The 18,090-nt window shown below is 55.4% G+C and carries 18 protein-coding genes; 16 read left to right on the top strand and 2 right to left on the bottom strand.

Going from position 1 to position 18,090, the window contains the following annotated elements:
• Positions 1-94: 94 nt before the first annotated feature.
• On the bottom strand, positions 95-1,270 hold the full coding sequence (gene ubiF / locus GYRE_RS08970; protein WP_038254755.1) for a 3-demethoxyubiquinol 3-hydroxylase: 1,176 nt from the start codon (positions 1,268-1,270) through the stop codon (positions 95-97).
• Between the two features lie 173 nt (positions 1,271-1,443).
• Between ubiF and miaB the strand changes: the two genes are divergently transcribed.
• The 9 genes from miaB (at position 1,444) to GYRE_RS08925 (ending at position 10,799) form a co-directional block, all read left to right on the top strand.
• Positions 1,444-2,868 carry a tRNA (N6-isopentenyl adenosine(37)-C2)-methylthiotransferase MiaB gene (gene miaB / locus GYRE_RS08965; protein ID WP_006819029.1) on the top strand — a complete coding sequence of 475 codons (1,425 nt, stop codon included), beginning with the start codon at positions 1,444-1,446 and terminating at the stop codon, positions 2,866-2,868.
• A 174-nt stretch (positions 2,869-3,042) separates the two neighbouring features.
• Positions 3,043-4,092 (top strand): PhoH family protein, encoded by a 1,050-nt coding sequence (locus tag GYRE_RS08960; protein ID WP_038254750.1) that lies wholly within the window; start codon positions 3,043-3,045, stop codon positions 4,090-4,092.
• Positions 4,089-4,556, top strand: a complete 468-nt coding sequence (ybeY, locus tag GYRE_RS08955) for an rRNA maturation RNase YbeY (protein WP_006819027.1) — start codon at positions 4,089-4,091, stop codon at positions 4,554-4,556. The genes GYRE_RS08960 and ybeY overlap by 4 nt, the downstream gene beginning before the upstream one ends.
• A 73-nt stretch (positions 4,557-4,629) precedes the next feature.
• On the top strand, positions 4,630-5,508 hold the full coding sequence (corC, locus tag GYRE_RS08950) for a CNNM family magnesium/cobalt transport protein CorC (RefSeq protein WP_006819026.1): 879 nt from the start codon (positions 4,630-4,632) through the stop codon (positions 5,506-5,508).
• A 22-nt stretch (positions 5,509-5,530) separates the two neighbouring features.
• On the top strand, positions 5,531-7,066 hold the full coding sequence (gene lnt / locus GYRE_RS08945; protein WP_038254746.1) for an apolipoprotein N-acyltransferase: 1,536 nt from the start codon (positions 5,531-5,533) through the stop codon (positions 7,064-7,066).
• Positions 7,067-7,417: 351 nt separating this feature from the next.
• The gene (locus tag GYRE_RS08940; RefSeq protein WP_006819024.1) at positions 7,418-8,323 is read left to right on the top strand and encodes an amino acid ABC transporter substrate-binding protein; all 906 of its coding nucleotides are present in this window, start codon (positions 7,418-7,420) and stop codon (positions 8,321-8,323) included.
• Positions 8,324-8,659: 336 nt separating this feature from the next.
• Complete coding sequence (locus GYRE_RS08935) at positions 8,660-9,400, top strand: amino acid ABC transporter permease (protein WP_006819023.1); 741 nt, start codon at positions 8,660-8,662, stop codon at positions 9,398-9,400.
• Positions 9,400-10,077 carry a glutamate/aspartate ABC transporter permease GltK gene (gltK, locus tag GYRE_RS08930; RefSeq protein WP_006819022.1) on the top strand — a complete coding sequence of 226 codons (678 nt, stop codon included), beginning with the start codon at positions 9,400-9,402 and terminating at the stop codon, positions 10,075-10,077. The genes GYRE_RS08935 and gltK overlap by 1 nt, the downstream gene beginning before the upstream one ends.
• Positions 10,074-10,799, top strand: a complete 726-nt coding sequence (locus GYRE_RS08925) for an amino acid ABC transporter ATP-binding protein (protein WP_006819021.1) — start codon at positions 10,074-10,076, stop codon at positions 10,797-10,799. The genes gltK and GYRE_RS08925 overlap by 4 nt, the downstream gene beginning before the upstream one ends.
• A 39-nt stretch (positions 10,800-10,838) precedes the next feature.
• On the opposite strand, the gene GYRE_RS08920 is transcribed toward GYRE_RS08925, so the two are convergent.
• Positions 10,839-11,321 carry a zinc ribbon-containing protein gene (locus GYRE_RS08920; RefSeq protein ID WP_006819020.1) on the bottom strand — a complete coding sequence of 161 codons (483 nt, stop codon included), beginning with the start codon at positions 11,319-11,321 and terminating at the stop codon, positions 10,839-10,841.
• A 214-nt stretch (positions 11,322-11,535) separates the two neighbouring features.
• On the opposite strand from GYRE_RS08920, the gene leuS reads away from it, so the two are divergent.
• The 7 genes from leuS (at position 11,536) to rlmH (ending at position 18,077) form a co-directional block, all read left to right on the top strand.
• Complete coding sequence (gene leuS / locus GYRE_RS08915; protein ID WP_038254743.1) at positions 11,536-14,118, top strand: leucine--tRNA ligase; 2,583 nt, start codon at positions 11,536-11,538, stop codon at positions 14,116-14,118.
• A gap of 14 nt (positions 14,119-14,132) precedes the next feature.
• Positions 14,133-14,717 (top strand): LPS assembly lipoprotein LptE, encoded by a 585-nt coding sequence (gene lptE, locus GYRE_RS08910; protein ID WP_038254740.1) that lies wholly within the window; start codon positions 14,133-14,135, stop codon positions 14,715-14,717.
• Complete coding sequence (gene holA / locus GYRE_RS08905; protein WP_038254737.1) at positions 14,717-15,748, top strand: DNA polymerase III subunit delta; 1,032 nt, start codon at positions 14,717-14,719, stop codon at positions 15,746-15,748. The genes lptE and holA overlap by 1 nt, the downstream gene beginning before the upstream one ends.
• Position 15,749: 1 nt before the next feature.
• The gene (gene nadD / locus GYRE_RS08900) at positions 15,750-16,397 is read left to right on the top strand and encodes a nicotinate-nucleotide adenylyltransferase (protein ID WP_087943296.1); all 648 of its coding nucleotides are present in this window, start codon (positions 15,750-15,752) and stop codon (positions 16,395-16,397) included.
• A gap of 20 nt (positions 16,398-16,417) precedes the next feature.
• Complete coding sequence (locus GYRE_RS08895; RefSeq protein WP_038254734.1) at positions 16,418-17,032, top strand: adenosylcobalamin/alpha-ribazole phosphatase; 615 nt, start codon at positions 16,418-16,420, stop codon at positions 17,030-17,032.
• 256 nt (positions 17,033-17,288) lie between these two features.
• Positions 17,289-17,606, top strand: a complete 318-nt coding sequence (gene rsfS, locus GYRE_RS08890) for a ribosome silencing factor (protein ID WP_038254731.1) — start codon at positions 17,289-17,291, stop codon at positions 17,604-17,606.
• A 3-nt stretch (positions 17,607-17,609) separates the two neighbouring features.
• Positions 17,610-18,077 carry a 23S rRNA (pseudouridine(1915)-N(3))-methyltransferase RlmH gene (gene rlmH / locus GYRE_RS08885; RefSeq protein ID WP_006819013.1) on the top strand — a complete coding sequence of 156 codons (468 nt, stop codon included), beginning with the start codon at positions 17,610-17,612 and terminating at the stop codon, positions 18,075-18,077.
• Positions 18,078-18,090: the final 13 nt, after the last annotated feature.

The following is an 18,090-nucleotide window of genomic DNA, read 5'->3' as shown; positions in this document are numbered from 1 at the left end:
TTAAAAACAAAAAGCTCGCTTCGGCGGGCTTTTTTGTTTTTAGCATTTGTGCTTTCAATTCCCCCTCACACATCAGGTAAGGGGGATCGGTGAGCTACAGCCCTAGCGCATACTTCAGCGCCTGACGCTTCAGTCCCCCCGCACGTTCCGCCGCCATCAGGCCGATATTACGCAAAACCCGCACCGGACCTAAATCATTACTGAACCCGGCATAGAACAGATCCATCCCCGACTGCATCAGGTAATTATCTGCCATGCGCCGGGTCTGGTAGCGCTTAAGCACATGATGGCTGTGCCAGGCCTCTCCGTGACTGCGCGCGCTGGTTAATACGTCCAGCAGAGCATCCACGTCACGGTAGCCAAGGTTAACGCCCTGCCCGGCCAGCGGGTGAATGGTGTGCGCCGCATCCCCCACCAGCGCAAGCCCGGGCTGGACATACTGCAGCGCATGGCGGCGGGTCAGAGGAAAGGCACCTGCGGCAATCGGCGTCACGTGTCCCAGACGCGCCGGGAAGACATGTTCTATCTCCTGCTGCAGCTGCGCCATCGACAGCGTCTGAAGCTTGCGGATGCGTGCAGGCGCGTCATACCACACCAGCGATGCCCAGTTATCAAAGAGCGGAAGGAAAGCCCGGGGCCCCTCCGGCGTAAACTGCTGCCAGGTGCTGTCACCCGGATCCTCTTCGCACTGCACGGTAATCAGCATGCATGACTGTTGATATTGCCAGGCATGAATGCCAATCCCCGCCATCTGCCGCACCTGAGACGTTGCGCCATCGGCGCCGATGACCAGCTTCGCGGCAAGGTCGGTATCATCAGCAAACAGCAGTTGGTGCATTTCGCCATCGTGCAGTAGCGAAGTGAGCGTAGCCGGCGTTTTTAACGTCACCTGCGGATGTTCTGCCAGTCCCTGCCACAGTGCGCGTTGCAAAACGTGGTTTTCCACCATATGGCCCAACAGCGGCAGCTTGAGCTCGGAAGCGTCGAACACCACATGGGCATTTTCCCATTCCCAGGTTTCGAGGCGGCGATAAGGGTGACTGCGCATCTCTCGCACCGCCTCCCACACGCCAAGACTTTTCAACAAAGAGACCGAGGCGGCGCTGATAGCCGAAATCCGCACATCCGGCGGCGCCAGCGGGTCAAACTCCGGCGGCGCGCTCTGCTCGATAACCGTCACCGCAAAACCATGCTGTGCCAGCCCCAGCGCCAGTGCGCTCCCGACCATCCCGCCCCCAACAATGGCGACATCCGTTAGTTGATTACTCATGGTGACTTGTCCTTAAACCCGAATACCTTAAGTTTACCGGATTTTTACTCGCTTGAGGCCAGAGTGTGACCTGACATCGCGATCAATGGCGGGCCGCGACTGGTCACACCCGCCGCAAAGCATTACACTATGCGGCCTGCATTCCTGGCTTTTAACTGAGCACGAGCAAGTCGATGACAAAAAAACTCCACATAAAAACCTGGGGCTGTCAGATGAACGAATACGATTCATCAAAGATGGCCGATCTGCTGGATGCCACCCACGGGTACCAACTCACCGAAGTGGCGGAAGAAGCGGATGTGCTGCTGCTTAACACCTGCTCCATTCGTGAGAAGGCTCAGGAGAAAGTCTTCCATCAGTTGGGTCGCTGGAAGCTCCTCAAAGAGAAGAATCCGGAGATCATTATTGGCGTTGGCGGCTGCGTGGCTTCTCAGGAAGGCGAGCATATTCGGCAACGCGCCCATTACGTCGATATCATCTTTGGGCCGCAAACCCTGCACCGTTTGCCGGAGATGATTAACGCCGTGCGCGGCACCCGCAGCCCGGTCGTCGACATTAGCTTCCCGGAAATCGAAAAATTCGATCGTCTGCCGGAACCGCGCGCCGATGGCCCGACCGCATTCGTATCAATCATGGAAGGCTGCAACAAATATTGCACCTACTGCGTGGTTCCCTACACCCGTGGTGAAGAAGTGAGCCGTCCAAGTGACGACATCCTGTTTGAAATCGCTCAACTGGCGGCACAGGGCGTGCGCGAAGTTAACCTGCTTGGCCAGAACGTCAACGCCTGGCGTGGCGAAAACTACGACGGTAGCATCGGCACCTTCGCTGAACTGCTGCGCCTGGTCGCGGCTATCGACGGCATCGACCGTATCCGCTTTACCACCAGCCACCCGATCGAGTTTACCGACGACATTATCGATGTCTATCGTGATACCCCGGAGCTGGTGAGCTTCCTGCATCTACCGGTGCAAAGTGGTTCCGACCGCGTACTGAACCTGATGAGCCGTACGCACACCGCACTGGAGTACAAGGCCACTATCCGTAAGCTTCGCGAAGCGCGCCCGGATATTCAGATTAGCTCTGACTTCATCGTCGGCTTCCCGGGAGAAACCACCCAAGACTTCGAACAGACCATGAAGCTGATTGCCGAGATCAACTTCGACGTGAGCTTTAGCTTTGTCTTCTCTGCCCGTCCAGGGACGCCGGCTGCCGATATGGTGGACGATGTGCCTGAAGAAGAGAAAAAGCAGCGTCTGTATATTCTGCAGGATCGCATCAACCAGCAGGCGATGGCGTGGAGCCGTCGTATGCTCGGCACCACCCAGCGTATTCTGGTGGAAGGCACCTCGCGTAAGAGCATCATGGAGCTTTCAGGACGCACCGAGAACAACCGCGTGGTGAACTTTGAAGGCACCCCGGAGATGATCGGCAAGTTTGTGGACGTAGAGATTGTCGACGTTTACACCAACTCCTTGCGCGGCAAGCTGGTGCGTACCGAGGATGAAATGGGTCTGCGCGTTGTGGAAACGCCGGAGTCGGTTATTGCCCGCACCCGTAAAGAGAACGACCTGGGCGTGGGAACCTATCAGCCCTGATCCCAGCGGCCTGTCCGTCCCGGGCAGGCCCTTGCATTTCCCCCACCCTGCCCCCATCTGCAGAGAGTTGCTTGCACCTTTTCCAGGTGCCGTGAATAATTCCCTTAAGAGGCTCGTCGCCCGAGAGCCAGAAATGCGATTCGTATCTGGCAATACCCATAAAAGAGGAACAGATTGAACATAGAAACCCGAGAAATTAGCCTGGAGCCAGCGGACAACGAACGCCTGCTGGGCCTTTGTGGCCCGTTTGATGACAACATCAAACATCTGGAACGACGTCTTGGTATCGAAATCAACCGCCGCGACAACCACTTCAAACTGACTGGGCGCGCCATCTGCGTCAACGCCGCGGCGGACATTCTGCGCAGTCTGTACGTTGATACCGCCCCGATGCGCGGACAGATTCAGGATATTGAGCCGGAGAAAATCCACCTCGCGGTTAAAGAAGCGCGCGTGCTGGAGCAAAGCGCCGACAGCGTGCCGGAGTTCGGCAAAGCTATCCACATCAAGACCAAGCGTGGCGTGATTAAACCGCGCACGCCGAATCAGGCGCAGTACATCGCCAATATCCTCGACCACGACATTACCTTCGGCGTTGGCCCTGCGGGAACCGGTAAAACCTACCTCGCGGTTGCAGCGGCCGTAGATGCCCTGGAGCGTCAGGAAATTCGTCGTATCCTGCTGACTCGCCCGGCGGTTGAAGCCGGTGAAAAGCTCGGCTTCCTGCCGGGTGACCTGAGCCAGAAAGTCGACCCTTATTTACGCCCGCTGTACGACGCACTGTTCGAGATGCTGGGCTTCGAAAAAGTCGAGAAGCTGATGGAGCGCAACGTGATTGAGGTTGCCCCGCTCGCCTACATGCGTGGTCGTACGTTAAATGATGCTTTCATCATTCTTGATGAAAGCCAGAACACCACCATCGAACAGATGAAGATGTTCCTGACCCGTATCGGCTTTAACTCGAAAGCAGTGATTACCGGCGACGTGACGCAGATTGACCTGCCGCGCAGCACCAAATCCGGCCTGCGCCACGCCATTGAAGTGCTGGCTGAAGTCGATGAAATTAGCTTTAACTTTTTCCACAGCGAAGACGTGGTGCGCCATCCGGTCGTGGCCCGTATCGTGACCGCCTATGAGGCGTGGGAAGAGGCCGACCAAAAACGTAAAGCCGAGCAGGCCGCCGAGCGTAAACGCGAAGCCCTGCTGGCACAGGAGCAAAAATGAGTCAGGTGATCCTCGATCTACAACCGGCCTGTGAAAACAACGATGGCCTGCCGGAAGAGGCCCAGTTTCAGGCCTGGCTTAACGCGGTGATCCCGCAGTTCCAGGAGGAGTCAGAAGTGACTATCCGCCTGGTGGATGAAGCCGAAAGCCACGAGTTAAACCTGACCTACCGTGGAAAGGACAAGCCAACCAACGTGCTCTCTTTCCCGTTTGAAGCCCCGCCGGGTATCGAGCTGCCGCTGCTGGGCGATCTCATCATCTGTCGCCAGGTTGTTGAACAGGAAGCCAAAGAGCAAGGTAAACCGCTTGAAGCCCACTGGGCGCACATGGTAGTGCACGGTAGCCTGCATCTGCTGGGCTACGACCACATTGAAGATGAAGAAGCTGAAGAAATGGAAAGCCTCGAAACAGAGATAATGCTTGCTCTGGGCTATGAGGATCCGTACATTTCCGAGAAAGAATAGTCCGTCATGCCGTCTGCGCTGAATTTACGCGAGGCGGCGAATTTTATATCAACATGAGAACCCAAACGACGCCATGAGCGACGACAATTCACACAGTAGCGACACCCTGAACAGTAAGAAGGGATTCTTCTCCCTGCTCCTGAGCCAGCTCTTTCACGGCGAACCCAAAAACCGTGACGATCTGCTGGCGCTGATCCGTGACTCCGGGCAGAACGACCTTATCGACGAAGATACGCGCGATATGCTCGAAGGGGTAATGGACATCGCCGAACAACGCGTTCGCGATATCATGATCCCCCGCTCACAGATGATTACCCTGAAACGTAACCAGACGCTGGACGAATGCCTTGATGTCATCATCGAGTCTGCCCACTCTCGTTTCCCAGTGATCAGTGAAGATAAAGATCACATTGAAGGGATTCTGATGGCTAAAGATCTGCTGCCGTTTATGCGCAGCGATGCCGAAGCCTTCAGCATGGATAAAGTGTTACGCCAGGCGGTGGTTGTACCTGAAAGCAAGCGGGTTGACCGCATGCTGAAAGAATTCCGTTCGCAGCGCTATCATATGGCTATCGTTATCGATGAGTTCGGTGGGGTGTCTGGTCTGGTGACCATTGAAGACATTCTTGAGCTTATCGTGGGCGAAATTGAAGATGAGTATGACGAAGAGGAAGATATCGATTTTCGTCAGCTAAGCCGCCACACCTGGACCGTGCGCGCGCTGGCTTCCATTGAAGACTTCAACGACACCTTCGACACCCACTTCAGCGATGAAGAGGTAGACACTATCGGCGGTCTGGTGATGCAGGCATTCGGGCATCTTCCGGCACGCGGTGAGTCGATTGACATCGATGGTTACCAGTTTAAGGTCGCGATGGCCGACAGTCGCCGTATTATTCAGGTTCATGTCAAACTTCCGGACGACGCACCACAACCGAAGCTGGAAGATTAATTTAACGGGAAGACAAATCTAAATGGCATTTGCCTCTCTTCTTCAACGCCAGCGCGTGCGCTTACTGCTGGCGTTACTTTTCGGGGCCAGCGGTACGCTGGCTTTTTCACCTTACGATTTCTGGCCTGCGGCCCTGGTTTCGCTCTTCGGGCTACAGGCCTTAACCCTCGACCGGCGTCCGCTGCAAAGCGCCTGGATTGGCTATGCCTGGGGATTTGGCCTCTTCGGCACCGGCATTAACTGGGTTTACGTCAGTATCGCCCAGTTCGGCGGTATGCCTGGGCCAGTTAACATCTTCCTCGTCGTGCTGCTGGCGGCATATCTGTCGCTCTACACCGGTCTGTTTGCCGGTGTGCTCTCGCGCCTGTGGCCGAAAACCAGCTGGCTGCGGGTGGCGATTGCCGCACCGGTCGTCTGGCAGGTCACCGAGTTTCTGCGCGGCTGGGTGCTCACCGGCTTCCCGTGGCTGCAGTTTGGCTACAGCCAGATTGACGGCCCGCTGAAGGGGCTGGCACCGGTAATGGGCGTGGAGGCTATTAACTTCCTGCTGATGATGGTGAGCGGCCTGCTGGCGCTGGCGGTCGTACGCCGTTGCTGGCATCCGTTGGTCATTGCCGTGGTGCTGTTCGCACTGCCCTTCCCGCTGCGCTATATCCAGTGGTATCAGCTGTTGCCGGAACGTGCAACACAGGTATCGATGGTGCAGGGCAATATCCCGCAGTCGCTGAAGTGGGACGAAGGCCAACTGGTCAATACGCTCAAAATTTATCTCGACGCCACCGAGAAGGTCATGGGCAAGTCGCAGCTGATTATCTGGCCCGAATCCGCCATTCCGGATCTCGAAATCAACCAGCAGCGTCTGCTCAGCATGATGGACGATATGCTGCGCGCCAAAAACAGCTCGCTGATTACCGGAATTGTCGATTCACGTCTTAACAGCAAGAATCGCTACGATACCTACAACACCATTATCACGCTTGGCAAAGACAATCCGTACAGCTACAACTCCGCCGACCGCTACAACAAGAACCACCTCGTGCCGTTCGGCGAGTTTGTGCCGCTGGAGTCAATTCTGCGTCCGCTGGCGCCGTTCTTTGACCTGCCGATGTCATCCTTCAGCCGTGGAGCCTACGTTCAGCCTCAGCTGAGTGCACACAACCTGAAGCTGACCGCCGCTATCTGCTACGAGATTATTCTTGGCGAACAGGTGCGGGATAACTTCCGTCCGGACACCGACTTCCTGCTGACCATCTCTAACGATGCCTGGTTCGGTCAGTCTATCGGCCCGTGGCAGCATTTCCAGATGGCGCGAATGCGTGCGCTGGAGCTGGCGCGTCCACTGCTGCGCAGCACCAACAACGGGATTACCGCCGTGATTGGCCCGCGCGGCGAAATTCAGGCGATGATCCCGCAGTTCACCCGCGAGGTGCTGACCACCAAAGTCACCCCCACCAGCGGGCTTACACCGTATGCCCGAACCGGCAACTGGCCACTGTGGCTAATTACCGCCCTGTTCGGCTTTGGTGCGCTGTTGATGAGCCTGCGTAACCGACGTTAAGTTTAACCCCCTCTCCCCACGGGAGAGGGGGGATTCGCGCCTTCTCCCTTCCTCGCCATTCTGGCACAGCAATTGCTTTTATAAATCAGGCTGCTGCGTAACACGCATAAGCGCAACCGGGTTGCACCAGCACGGGACACAGGTAGCACCATTCGAGTGCAAACAGACTTTTTTGCCTCGAAACGGTGCGGCGCACTTCGCAAAAACAAACAATATCGCAGCAAAATATTTACATTAAGCCAAACTAAATGCTAACAAACACACATAACACTGCCCACTAAAGCGGCAGACCATAACAACATCACAATGGGTATCACGAGCGTCTCCGGCGCTGATGATAAGGAGTAGGATATGCAATTACGTAAACTGGCTGCGGCAATGCTGGTCATGGGTGTGACCGCCGGTCTGGCCCATGCTGAAGACGCACCTGCTGCGGGCAGCACCCTGGATAAAATCGCCAAAAACGGCGTGATTGTCGTGGGGCACCGTGAGTCATCTGTTCCCTTCTCTTATTACGATAATCAGCAGCAGGTTGTTGGTTATTCTCAGGACTACTCCAACGCTATCGTTGATGCGATTAAAAAACAGCTCAACAAACCGGATCTGCAGGTCAAACTGATCCCGATTACCTCGCAGAACCGTATTCCGCTGCTGCAAAACGGCACCTTTGACTTTGAGTGTGGCTCCACCACCAACAACGTCGAGCGTCAGCAGCAGGCTGCATTCTCTGACACCATCTTCGTCGTCGGCACTCGTCTGCTGGTGAAGAAAGGTGGCGATATCAAAGATTTCCCGGACCTGAAAGGCAAAGCGGTTGTAGTGACCTCCGGGACGACCTCTGAAGTTCTGCTGCATAAGCTTAACGACGAGAAGAAAATGGATATGCGCATCATCAGCGCGAAAGACCACGGTGACTCGTTCCGTACGCTGGAAAGCGGTCGTGCTGTGGCGTTTATGATGGATGATGCCCTGCTGGCTGGCGAGCGCGCGAAAGCGAAGAAACCGGACAACTGGGAGATCGTCGGCACACCGCAGTCTAAAGAGGCTTACGGCTGCATGCTGCGTAAAGACGATCCGCAGTTCAAGAAGCTGATGGATGACACCATCGCGAAGGCGCAGACCTCAGGCGAAGCAGCCAAGTGGTTTGAAAAATGGTTCAAGAACCCGATTCCACCGAAAAACCTGAACATGAACTTTGAACTGTCCGACGACATGAAAGCGCTGTTCAAAGAACCGAACGACAAAGCACTGAACTAATCAAAAACAATAAGGGCGGGTTCGCCTGCCCTCTCGACTGCCGGGAAACACGGACAGACTATACGCTGAATGGTCGTTCCCCATTCAGCACGAAAATGACACAGCGTTCTTCACATTGAGCTGCAACAAAGCAGGGTGAAAGACGACGTGTTTCCCCAAAATAGTTCGAGTTGCAGTAACACGGCGACACAGTGAATCCCCGGGAGCCTACTCAAGTAAGCGACTGGGGTGAACGAGGAAAGCCAACGCGCCTGCGGCTTGAAGTATGAAGGGGAAAGGTTTCCTTAGCAGTCTTCGAGGGTAGCTCTGCTACCCTTTTTTTTCTGGAGTAGATTTATGTCTATAGACTGGAACTGGGGGATCTTCCTGCAACAGGCCCCGTTCGGCAACACCACTTACCTGGGCTGGCTATGGAGCGGCTTTCAGGTCACCGTCGCGCTATCCATTTCGGCATGGATTATCGCATTTCTTGTAGGCTCACTGTTTGGCATTCTGCGTACCGTTCCGAACCGCTTTCTCTCAGGCCTCGGCACGCTGTATGTTGAACTCTTCCGTAACGTTCCGCTGATTGTTCAGTTCTTTACCTGGTATCTGGTTATCCCTGAACTGCTGCCGGAAAACATCGGCACGTGGTTTAAATCAGAACTCGATCCGAATATTCAGTTTTTCCTCTCCTCGCTGTTTTGCCTGGGGCTGTTTACCGCTGCCCGCGTCTGCGAGCAGGTGCGCGCCGCCATCCAGTCGCTACCGCGTGGGCAAAAGAATGCTGGCCTGGCGATGGGGCTGACGCTGCCACAAACCTATCGCTATGTGCTGCTGCCGAACGCGTATCGCGTTATCGTGCCGCCAATGACCTCTGAGATGATGAACCTGGTGAAAAACTCGGCCATCGCTTCGACCATTGGTCTGGTGGATATGGCCGCTCAGGCGGGAAAGCTGCTGGATTACTCGGCGCATGCCTGGGAGTCCTTTACCGCCATCACTCTGGCTTATGTGCTCATCAACGCGGTCATTATGCTGGTCATGAGCCTGGTCGAACGTAAGATTCGCCTGCCCGGCAATCTGGGAGGCAAATAATGTACGATTTCGACTGGAGTTCTATCGTTCCTTCGATGCCTTACCTGCTGGCAGGTCTGGTCATTACGCTCAAGATTACCCTGACCGCGATCGTCATCGGGATCGTCTGGGGCACGATTCTTGCCGTCATGCGTCTGTCGACCTTCACACCGATTGCCTGGTTTGCGAAGGCCTACGTCAACATCTTCCGCTCCGTCCCGCTGGTGATGGTGCTGCTGTGGTTCTACCTGATTGTCCCGGGTTTCCTGCAAAACGTGCTCGGCCTGTCGCCGAAGACGGATATCCGTCTTATCTCGGCGATGGTGGCATTTTCCATGTTTGAAGCAGCCTACTACTCCGAAATCATCCGCGCCGGGATCCAGAGTATTTCGCGCGGACAATCAAGTGCTGCACTGGCGCTGGGGATGACCCACTGGCAGTCAATGCGGCTTATTATTCTGCCGCAGGCGTTCCGTGCAATGGTGCCGCTGCTGCTCACTCAGGGCATCGTTTTGTTCCAGGATACCTCACTGGTATACGTGCTGAGTCTGGCGGACTTCTTCCGTACCGCCTCTACCATTGGTGAACGTGACGGTACTCAGGTTGAAATGATCTTGTTTGCGGGTGCGGTTTACTTCGTGATTAGTTTAAGTGCATCGCTGTTGGTCAGCTGGTTGAAGAAAAGGACAGTACAATGATTACCCTGAAAAACGTTTCAAAATGGTATGGTCACTTTCAGGTGCTGACCGACTGCTCCACGGAAGTCAAAAAAGGCGAAGTCGTGGTGGTGTGCGGTCCCTCTGGCTCCGGGAAATCAACGCTCATCAAAACCGTGAACGGTCTCGAGCCGGTGCAGCAAGGTGAAATTATTGTGGCGGGAACGACCGTTAACGATAAAAAAACCGATCTCGCTAAGCTGCGTTCTAAGGTGGGTATGGTGTTCCAGCATTTTGAGCTGTTCCCGCATCTTTCCATCATCGAGAACCTGACCCTGGCGCAGGTGAAAGTGCTTAACCGTGATAAAACGGCAGCACGTCAGAAAGGGTTAAAACTGCTGGAGCGTGTTGGTCTTTCGGCTCACGCCGATAAATACCCGGCGCAGCTTTCCGGCGGTCAGCAGCAGCGCGTCGCCATTGCCCGCGCCCTGTGTATGGACCCGATTGCCATGCTGTTCGACGAACCTACCTCAGCGCTGGATCCGGAGATGATCAACGAAGTACTGGACGTGATGGTCGAACTGGCAAACGAGGGGATGACGATGATGGTGGTCACCCACGAGATGGGCTTTGCCCGCAAAGTGGCAAACCGCGTTATCTTTATGGATGAAGGGAAAATTGTCGAAGACGTCGAAAAAGAAGCCTTCTTCGCCAATCCGAAATCCGATCGCGCGAAAGACTTCCTCGCCAAGATCCTGCACTGATCCACTCTAGCCGCCCCTCATCGCGAGGGGCGTTTTTATTTAAGGCTCAAACGGCCGGCGCTGGAACTGATCGTGCCCGCACTTCGGACACAGCGGCAGCACGTCCGGGGTGTACACCGCCAGATGGTAGTGACACTTCTCGCATACCAGATTACCAAGCCCCACCACTTCTCCGCTGTGGTATACCCCGTGATGGTTGAGATCCTGGAACACTTCGCGCCACTCCAGCTGCGTTTTATCGGTAATATCCGCAAGTTCCTGCCAGAGGCTCTCTTTAATGACGCGCATAAAAACGCTGTCGTTCAGCTCCTCCTGGCTCTCTTCATAGCTACGAGCGAACTCTTCGAGATCGCGACGCACGGCGCGCGTGAGTTCTTCCACTTCCGTGCGCGTTAACTCTCCGGTCTGGATGACCCGCGCGCGCGCCTGCTCCACCAGCGCATCGATATCACGCTCGCCGTTACGCAGTCTTTCGGTCAACGTCGTCACCAGTTCACGATAATATTGAGCAACCTTGTTCATTGTTTCATCTCCCGGGCGGTTAACGTCTGATAATAATAGACGTTATTTACTCAGCGCTTTGTCAGCCAACACACAGACTACGTAAATATTCGCCGCGGCTTAATGTCGTGAAAGACTGTTTTGACGGGCACGTTTGGGCTATGCTATGCCGATCTGAAATATCATATCCATTGGCTACATTTGTAGCTGTACTGAAACAGGACCACTGGCTGCCATGCAAGAGCAATACCGCCCGGAAGAGATAGAATCGAAAGTCCAGCAACACTGGACAGACGCGCGCACATTTGAAGTGACCGAAGACAACAGCAAAGAAAAATACTATTGCCTGTCGATGCTACCTTATCCTTCTGGCCGACTACACATGGGCCACGTGCGTAACTACACCATCGGTGATGTGATTGCGCGCTACCAGCGAATGCTTGGTAAAAACGTTCTTCAGCCGATCGGCTGGGATGCGTTTGGTCTGCCAGCAGAAGGTGCGGCGGTGAAAAACAACACTGCGCCTGCGCCGTGGACCTACGACAACATCGCCTACATGAAAAACCAGCTCAAAATGCTGGGCTTCGGCTATGACTGGAGCCGCGAGCTGGCGACCTGTACCCCGGAATACTACCGTTGGGAGCAGAAATTCTTCACCGAGCTTTATAAGAAAGGCCTGGTGTACAAGAAGACCTCTTCGGTCAACTGGTGCCCGAACGACCAGACCGTTCTCGCCAACGAGCAGGTCATCGACGGCTGCTGCTGGCGCTGCGATACCAAAGTTGAGCGTAAAGAGATCCCGCAGTGGTTTATTAAAATCACCGCCTACGCTGACGAGCTGTTGAACGACCTGGATAAGCTGGATCACTGGCCGGATACGGTGAAGACCATGCAGCGTAACTGGATTGGTCGTTCTGAAGGGGTTGAAATCTCTTTCAACGTCAACAACTACGCCGACAAACTGACTGTTTACACCACCCGCCCGGATACCTTCATGGGCTGCACCTACCTGGCGGTAGCTGCGGGTCACCCGCTGGCGCAGCAGGCTGCAGCAAACAATCCAGAGCTGGCCGCGTTTATCGATGAATGCCGTAATACCAAAATGGCCGAAGCCGACATGGCGACCATGGAGAAAAAAGGCATCGACACCGGCTTTAAAGCAATTCATCCGCTGACCGGTGAAGAAATTCCGGTTTGGGCGGCAAACTTCGTGCTGATGGAATACGGCACCGGTGCGGTGATGGCCGTTCCGGGTCACGACCAGCGCGATTACGAATTTGCGACCAAATATGGTCTGAACATCAAGCCGGTTATTCTGGCCGCCGATGGTTCTGAGCCGGACCTCTCCGAGCAGGCACTGACCGAGAAAGGCGTACTGTTTAACTCCGGTGAGTTTGACGGCCTGAGCCATGAAGCGGGCTTCAACGCGATTGCTGACAAACTGGCAGCGATGGGCGTGGGCGAGCGTAAAGTGAACTTCCGTCTACGTGACTGGGGCGTTTCCCGTCAGCGCTACTGGGGTGCACCGATCCCGATGGTCACCCTGGAAGACGGCACCGTAATGCCAACCCCGGAAGACCAACTGCCGGTGATTCTGCCGGAAGACGTAGTGATGGACGGTATCACCAGTCCGATCAAAGCCGATCCTGAGTGGGCGAAAACCACCGTGAACGGCATGCCTGCGCTGCGTGAAACTGACACCTTCGACACCTTTATGGAGTCCTCCTGGTACTACGCGCGTTACACCTGCCCGCAGTACAACGACGGAATGCTGGATCCGAATGCCGCCAACTACTGGCTGCCGGTCGATATCTACATCGGTGGTATCGAACACGCCATCATGCACCTGCTCTACTTCCGCTTCTTCCACAAACTGATGCGCGACGCAGGTATGGTCAACTCTGACGAACCGGCTAAACAGCTGCTGTGTCAGGGCATGGTACTGGCAGACGCCTTCTACTACGTCGGCGTCAACGGCGAGCGTAACTGGGTTTCCCCGGTTGATGCCATCGTTGAGCGCGACGAAAAGGGCCGTATCGTGAAAGCGAAAGACGCGGCAGGCCATGAGCTGGTGTATACCGGCATGAGCAAAATGTCGAAGTCGAAAAACAACGGCATCGACCCGCAGGTGATGGTTGAACGTTATGGCGCAGACACCGTTCGTCTGTTCATGATGTTTGCTTCCCCGGCAGATATGACGCTCGAATGGCAGGAATCTGGCGTTGAAGGGGCCAACCGCTTCCTGAAGCGTGTCTGGAAACTGGTTTACGAGCACACTTCCCGGGGCCCGGTTGCAGCACTGAACGTCGCTGCGCTGAGCGAAGACCAGCAGGCTCTGCGCCGCGATGTCCACAAAGCCATTGCCAAAGTGACCGATGACGTCGGTCGCCGTCAGACCTTCAACACCGCCATTGCGGCGATTATGGAGCTGATGAACAAGCTGGCTAAAGCCCCGCTTGAAGGCGAGCAGGACAGAGCGTTGATGCAGGAAGCGCTGCTGGCGGTCGTACGTATGCTTAACCCGTTCACCCCGCACGCGAGCTTCACGCTGTGGCAGGAACTGGGCGGTGAAGGTGATATCGACAACGCGCCGTGGCCGGTCGCAGACGAACAAGCGATGGTGGAAAACTCAACGCTGGTTGTGGTCCAGGTAAATGGTAAAGTTCGTGGTAAAATTACCGTTCCGGTTGATGCAACCGAAGAACAGGTTCGTGAGCGCGCAGGCCAGGAACATCTGGTGGCGAAATATCTTGAGGGTGTTACCGTACGTAAAGTGATTTACGTTCCAGGTAAACTGCTCAACCTGGTCGTTGGCTAAGCGCGGGAGGAAGCGTGCGATATCTGGCAACATTATTGGTAACGTTGGCGGTGCTGGTCACCGCCGGGTGTGGCTGGCACCTGCGTAGCACTACGCAGGTCCCGGAAAACATGAAAACCATGATCCTGGACTCAGGCGATCCGAACGGTCCGTTTACCCGTGCAGTACGCAACCAGCTGCGCCTGAACGACATTAAACTGGTCGAGAGCAGCGCTACGCGTAAAGACATTCCGTCACTGCGTCTTGGTACTGCAATCATCTCTCAGGATACCGCGTCAGTCTTCCAGAACGGTCAGACCGCGGAATACCAGATGGTGATGATTGCTTCAGCAAGCGTGCTGATCCCGGGTCACGACATCTATCCAATCAGCACCAGGGTTTATCGTTCATTCTTCGATAACCCGCAGGCCGCGCTGGCGAAAGATGCTGAGCAGCAGATAATCATTCAGGAAATGTACGATAAAGCCGCTGAGCAGCTGATTCGTCAGCTCCCGAGCGTTCGCATTGCGGATACCGAAGAGAGCAAAACTCAGACCCCGGTTAAGGTCACTGAACCCGCAAAACCGGCTTCACGTGTCTCTACCACCCTGGGTAACTGATGATTCGGCTCTACCCTGAACAACTCCGCGCGCAGCTCTCCGAAGGGCTGCGCGCGGCGTATCTATTACTTGGTAACGATCCTCTACTTCTTCAGGAAAGCCAGGATGCGGTCCGTCAGGTGGCGGCTACACAGGGCTTTGACGAGCACCACACCGTCACGATTGATATCAGCACCGACTGGAACGCGTTATTTTCTCTGTGCCAGGCGATGAGCCTTTTCGCCAGTCGGCAAACCATACTGTTACTGCTGCCGGAGAACGGCCCAAACGCGGCGATTAACGAGCAACTGACCACCCTTGTCAGCCTGCTGCATGACGATTTACTGCTGATTTGTCGGGGTAACAAATTCACCAAAGCGCAGGAAAATGCCGCCTGGGTAACCTCGCTGGCTAACCGCGCGGTTCAGGTGAGCTGTCAGACACCGGAACAGGCGCAGCTGCCACGCTGGCTGGGTTCCCGAGCAAAACAGATGAACCTTCAGCTTGACGACGCCGCAAGCCAGCTTTTGTGTTACTGCTACGAGGGCAACCTGCTGGCGCTTGCCCAGGCGCTGGAGCGGCTGTCACTACTCTGGCCGGACGGCAAACTGACTCTGCCGCGCGTTGAGCAAGCGGTAAACGATGCCGCCCACTTTACCCCCTTCCACTGGGTTGATGCCCTGCTGGCCGGCAAGAGTAAGCGCGCGTTGCATATCCTGCAGCAACTGCGTCTTGAAGGGAGTGAGCCGGTGATTCTGATGCGCACCGTGCAGCGAGAACTGTTGCTGCTGGTCACGCTGAAACGCCATTCTACCCAGACCCCACTGCGCACATTGCTCGATAAACACCGGGTCTGGCAGAACCGTCGTCCACTGGTGACCGACGCGGTCAACCGTATGAGCGCCGAACAACTACGCCAGGCCGTTACCCTGCTCAGCCGCACGGAGCTGACACTGAAGCAGGACTACGGACAGTCGGTGTGGTCTGAACTGGAAAGCCTTTCTCTGCTACTCTGTCATAAGGCACTGGCAGACGTTTTTATTAATGGCTGATATGACCTCATTACAGGCGATGTACGGCGGTACCTTCGATCCGGTGCACTACGGGCACCTCAAACCGGTTGAGATCCTCGCTAACCAGATTGGGCTGACGAAAGTTATCATCATGCCCAACAACGTTCCTCCCCATCGGCCCCAGCCGGAAGCCAGTAGCGCGCAGCGAAAACGCATGCTGGAACTGGCCATCGCCGATAAACCGCTGTTTGTCCTCGACGAGCGTGAACTCAAACGCAATGCCCCCTCCTGGACCGCGCAGACGCTGGCCGAATGGCGCGAAGAGCAGGGCCCCGACGCACCACTGGCATTTATTATTGGTCAGGATTCACTACTGAATTTCCCGACGTGGCATCAGTATGAAACCATTCTCGATAATGCCCACCTTATCGTCTGTCGCCGTCCGGGCTATCCGCTGGCGATGAAAGAAGAACAGCATCAGCTTTGGCTGGAACAACATCTGACCTTCAATGCGGAAAACCTGCATACGCAGCCCGCCGGTAAGATTTACCTTGCCGAAACCCCGTGGTTTGATATTTCCGCTACGCTTATTCGCGAACGCCTGCAGCGCGGTGAACCCTGCGAGGCGCTGCTGCCGGAGGCGGTACTCACCTATATTCATCAACAGGGGCTATACCAGCACGGTTGATGCTCTGCCAGGAGGCAATAATGAAGTTGTGGCTGATCCGTCATGGAGAAACCGACGCTAACGTGGCAGGGGTTTACAGCGGCCACGCTCCCACCGCGTTAACACCACGCGGCATTGCCCAGGCACAGCAACTTAACCAGCTTTTGCACAACATTCCCTTCGATAGCGTCCTGTGCAGCGAGCTTGCTCGCGCCCGGCACACGGCGGAGCTTGCGCTCGCTGGTCGTGACTATGCCCTGAGCCTCACTCCGCTGTTAAATGAAATGTATTTTGGCGACTGGGAGATGCGCCATCACCGCGATCTTACCGTTGAGGACAGTGACAACTATGCCGCCTGGTGTGCGGACTGGCAGCACGCTGTTCCCACTAACGGCGAAGGTTTTCAGCAGTTCTCCGCGAGGGTGAGTCAGTTTATTACCTCACTGAGTGAGTATCGTGCGCATCAGAACGTACTGGTGGTCAGCCATCAGGGCGTATTAAGCCTGTTGACCGCCCTGCTCCTCAACATGCCCGCCGCCTCAATGTGGCACTTCCCTATTGCCCAGGGAGCCTGGAGCCGAATCGATATTCACGACGATTTCGCCACGCTTAAGGTGCTCAACAGTCGTGCAATTTATGAGAAAGCGGCAAGTTAACGTTATTTTCTGCTGCCGCCCACGCCTGGACCATTGACACGCCGGGACAGGCTGCTATTCTCCGCAGCCGGGCTATCCCCTCACACTGATTTACAGAAATTGTTTTACAAAAATGGCGATGCATTCATTGCCGATGGATGGGATGATAGCCAACCTTAAAATTCGTCTGGTGACATTTGTCCCGACATCGCCGCCAGTTCAGGTATACTGTTCGGCTGTTTACTGCTGTTATTTTTTTAGTTACCAGGGGGAACTCTTGCAGGGTAAAGCACTCCAGGATTTTGTGATCGACAAAATTGATGACCTGAAAGGTCAGGATATTCTCGCCATCGACGTTAAGGGCAAATCCAGCATCACCGATTGCATGGTTATTTGCACCGGCACGTCTACACGCCACGTCATGTCTATCGCGGACCACGTTGTTCAGGAATCCCGCGCAGCTGGCCTGCTCCCGCTTGGCACCGAAGGCGAAAGTGTCGCCGACTGGATCGTTGTTGATTTAGGCGATGTCATTGTCCATGTCATGCAGGAAGAGAGTCGTCGCCTGTATGAACTGGAAAAACTCTGGGGTTAATGCGTGAAGCTGCAGCTGGTCGCCGTTGGCACCAAAATGCCGGACTGGGTTCAGACGGGTTTTACCGAGTATCTGCGTCGTTTTCCGAAAGATATGCCATTCGAACTGGTGGAGATCCCCGCCGGAAAACGCGGTAAAAACGCAGATATTAAGCGCATCCTCGAAAAAGAGGGTGAGCTGATGCTGGCAGCTGCAGGCAAAAATCGCATTGTGACCCTTGATATCCCGGGTAAGCCCTGGGATACGCCCCAGCTGGCGCGCGAGCTGGAACGCTGGAAACAGGATGGCCGCGATGTCAGCCTGCTTATCGGGGGCCCGGAAGGGTTATCTCCCGCCTGCAAAGCCGCCGCCGAGCAAAGTTGGTCTCTCTCCACCCTGACGCTCCCTCATCCGCTGGTTCGGGTGCTGGTCGCAGAAAGCCTGTACCGGGCGTGGAGCATTACCACCAACCACCCTTACCACCGCGAGTAATGATGACCAGGGT

This window comes from Yokenella regensburgei ATCC 49455 (genome assembly GCF_000735455.1).
Classification (GTDB): domain Bacteria; phylum Pseudomonadota; class Gammaproteobacteria; order Enterobacterales; family Enterobacteriaceae; genus Yokenella; species Yokenella regensburgei.
This window is presented reverse-complemented; position numbering and strand designations above follow the sequence as displayed.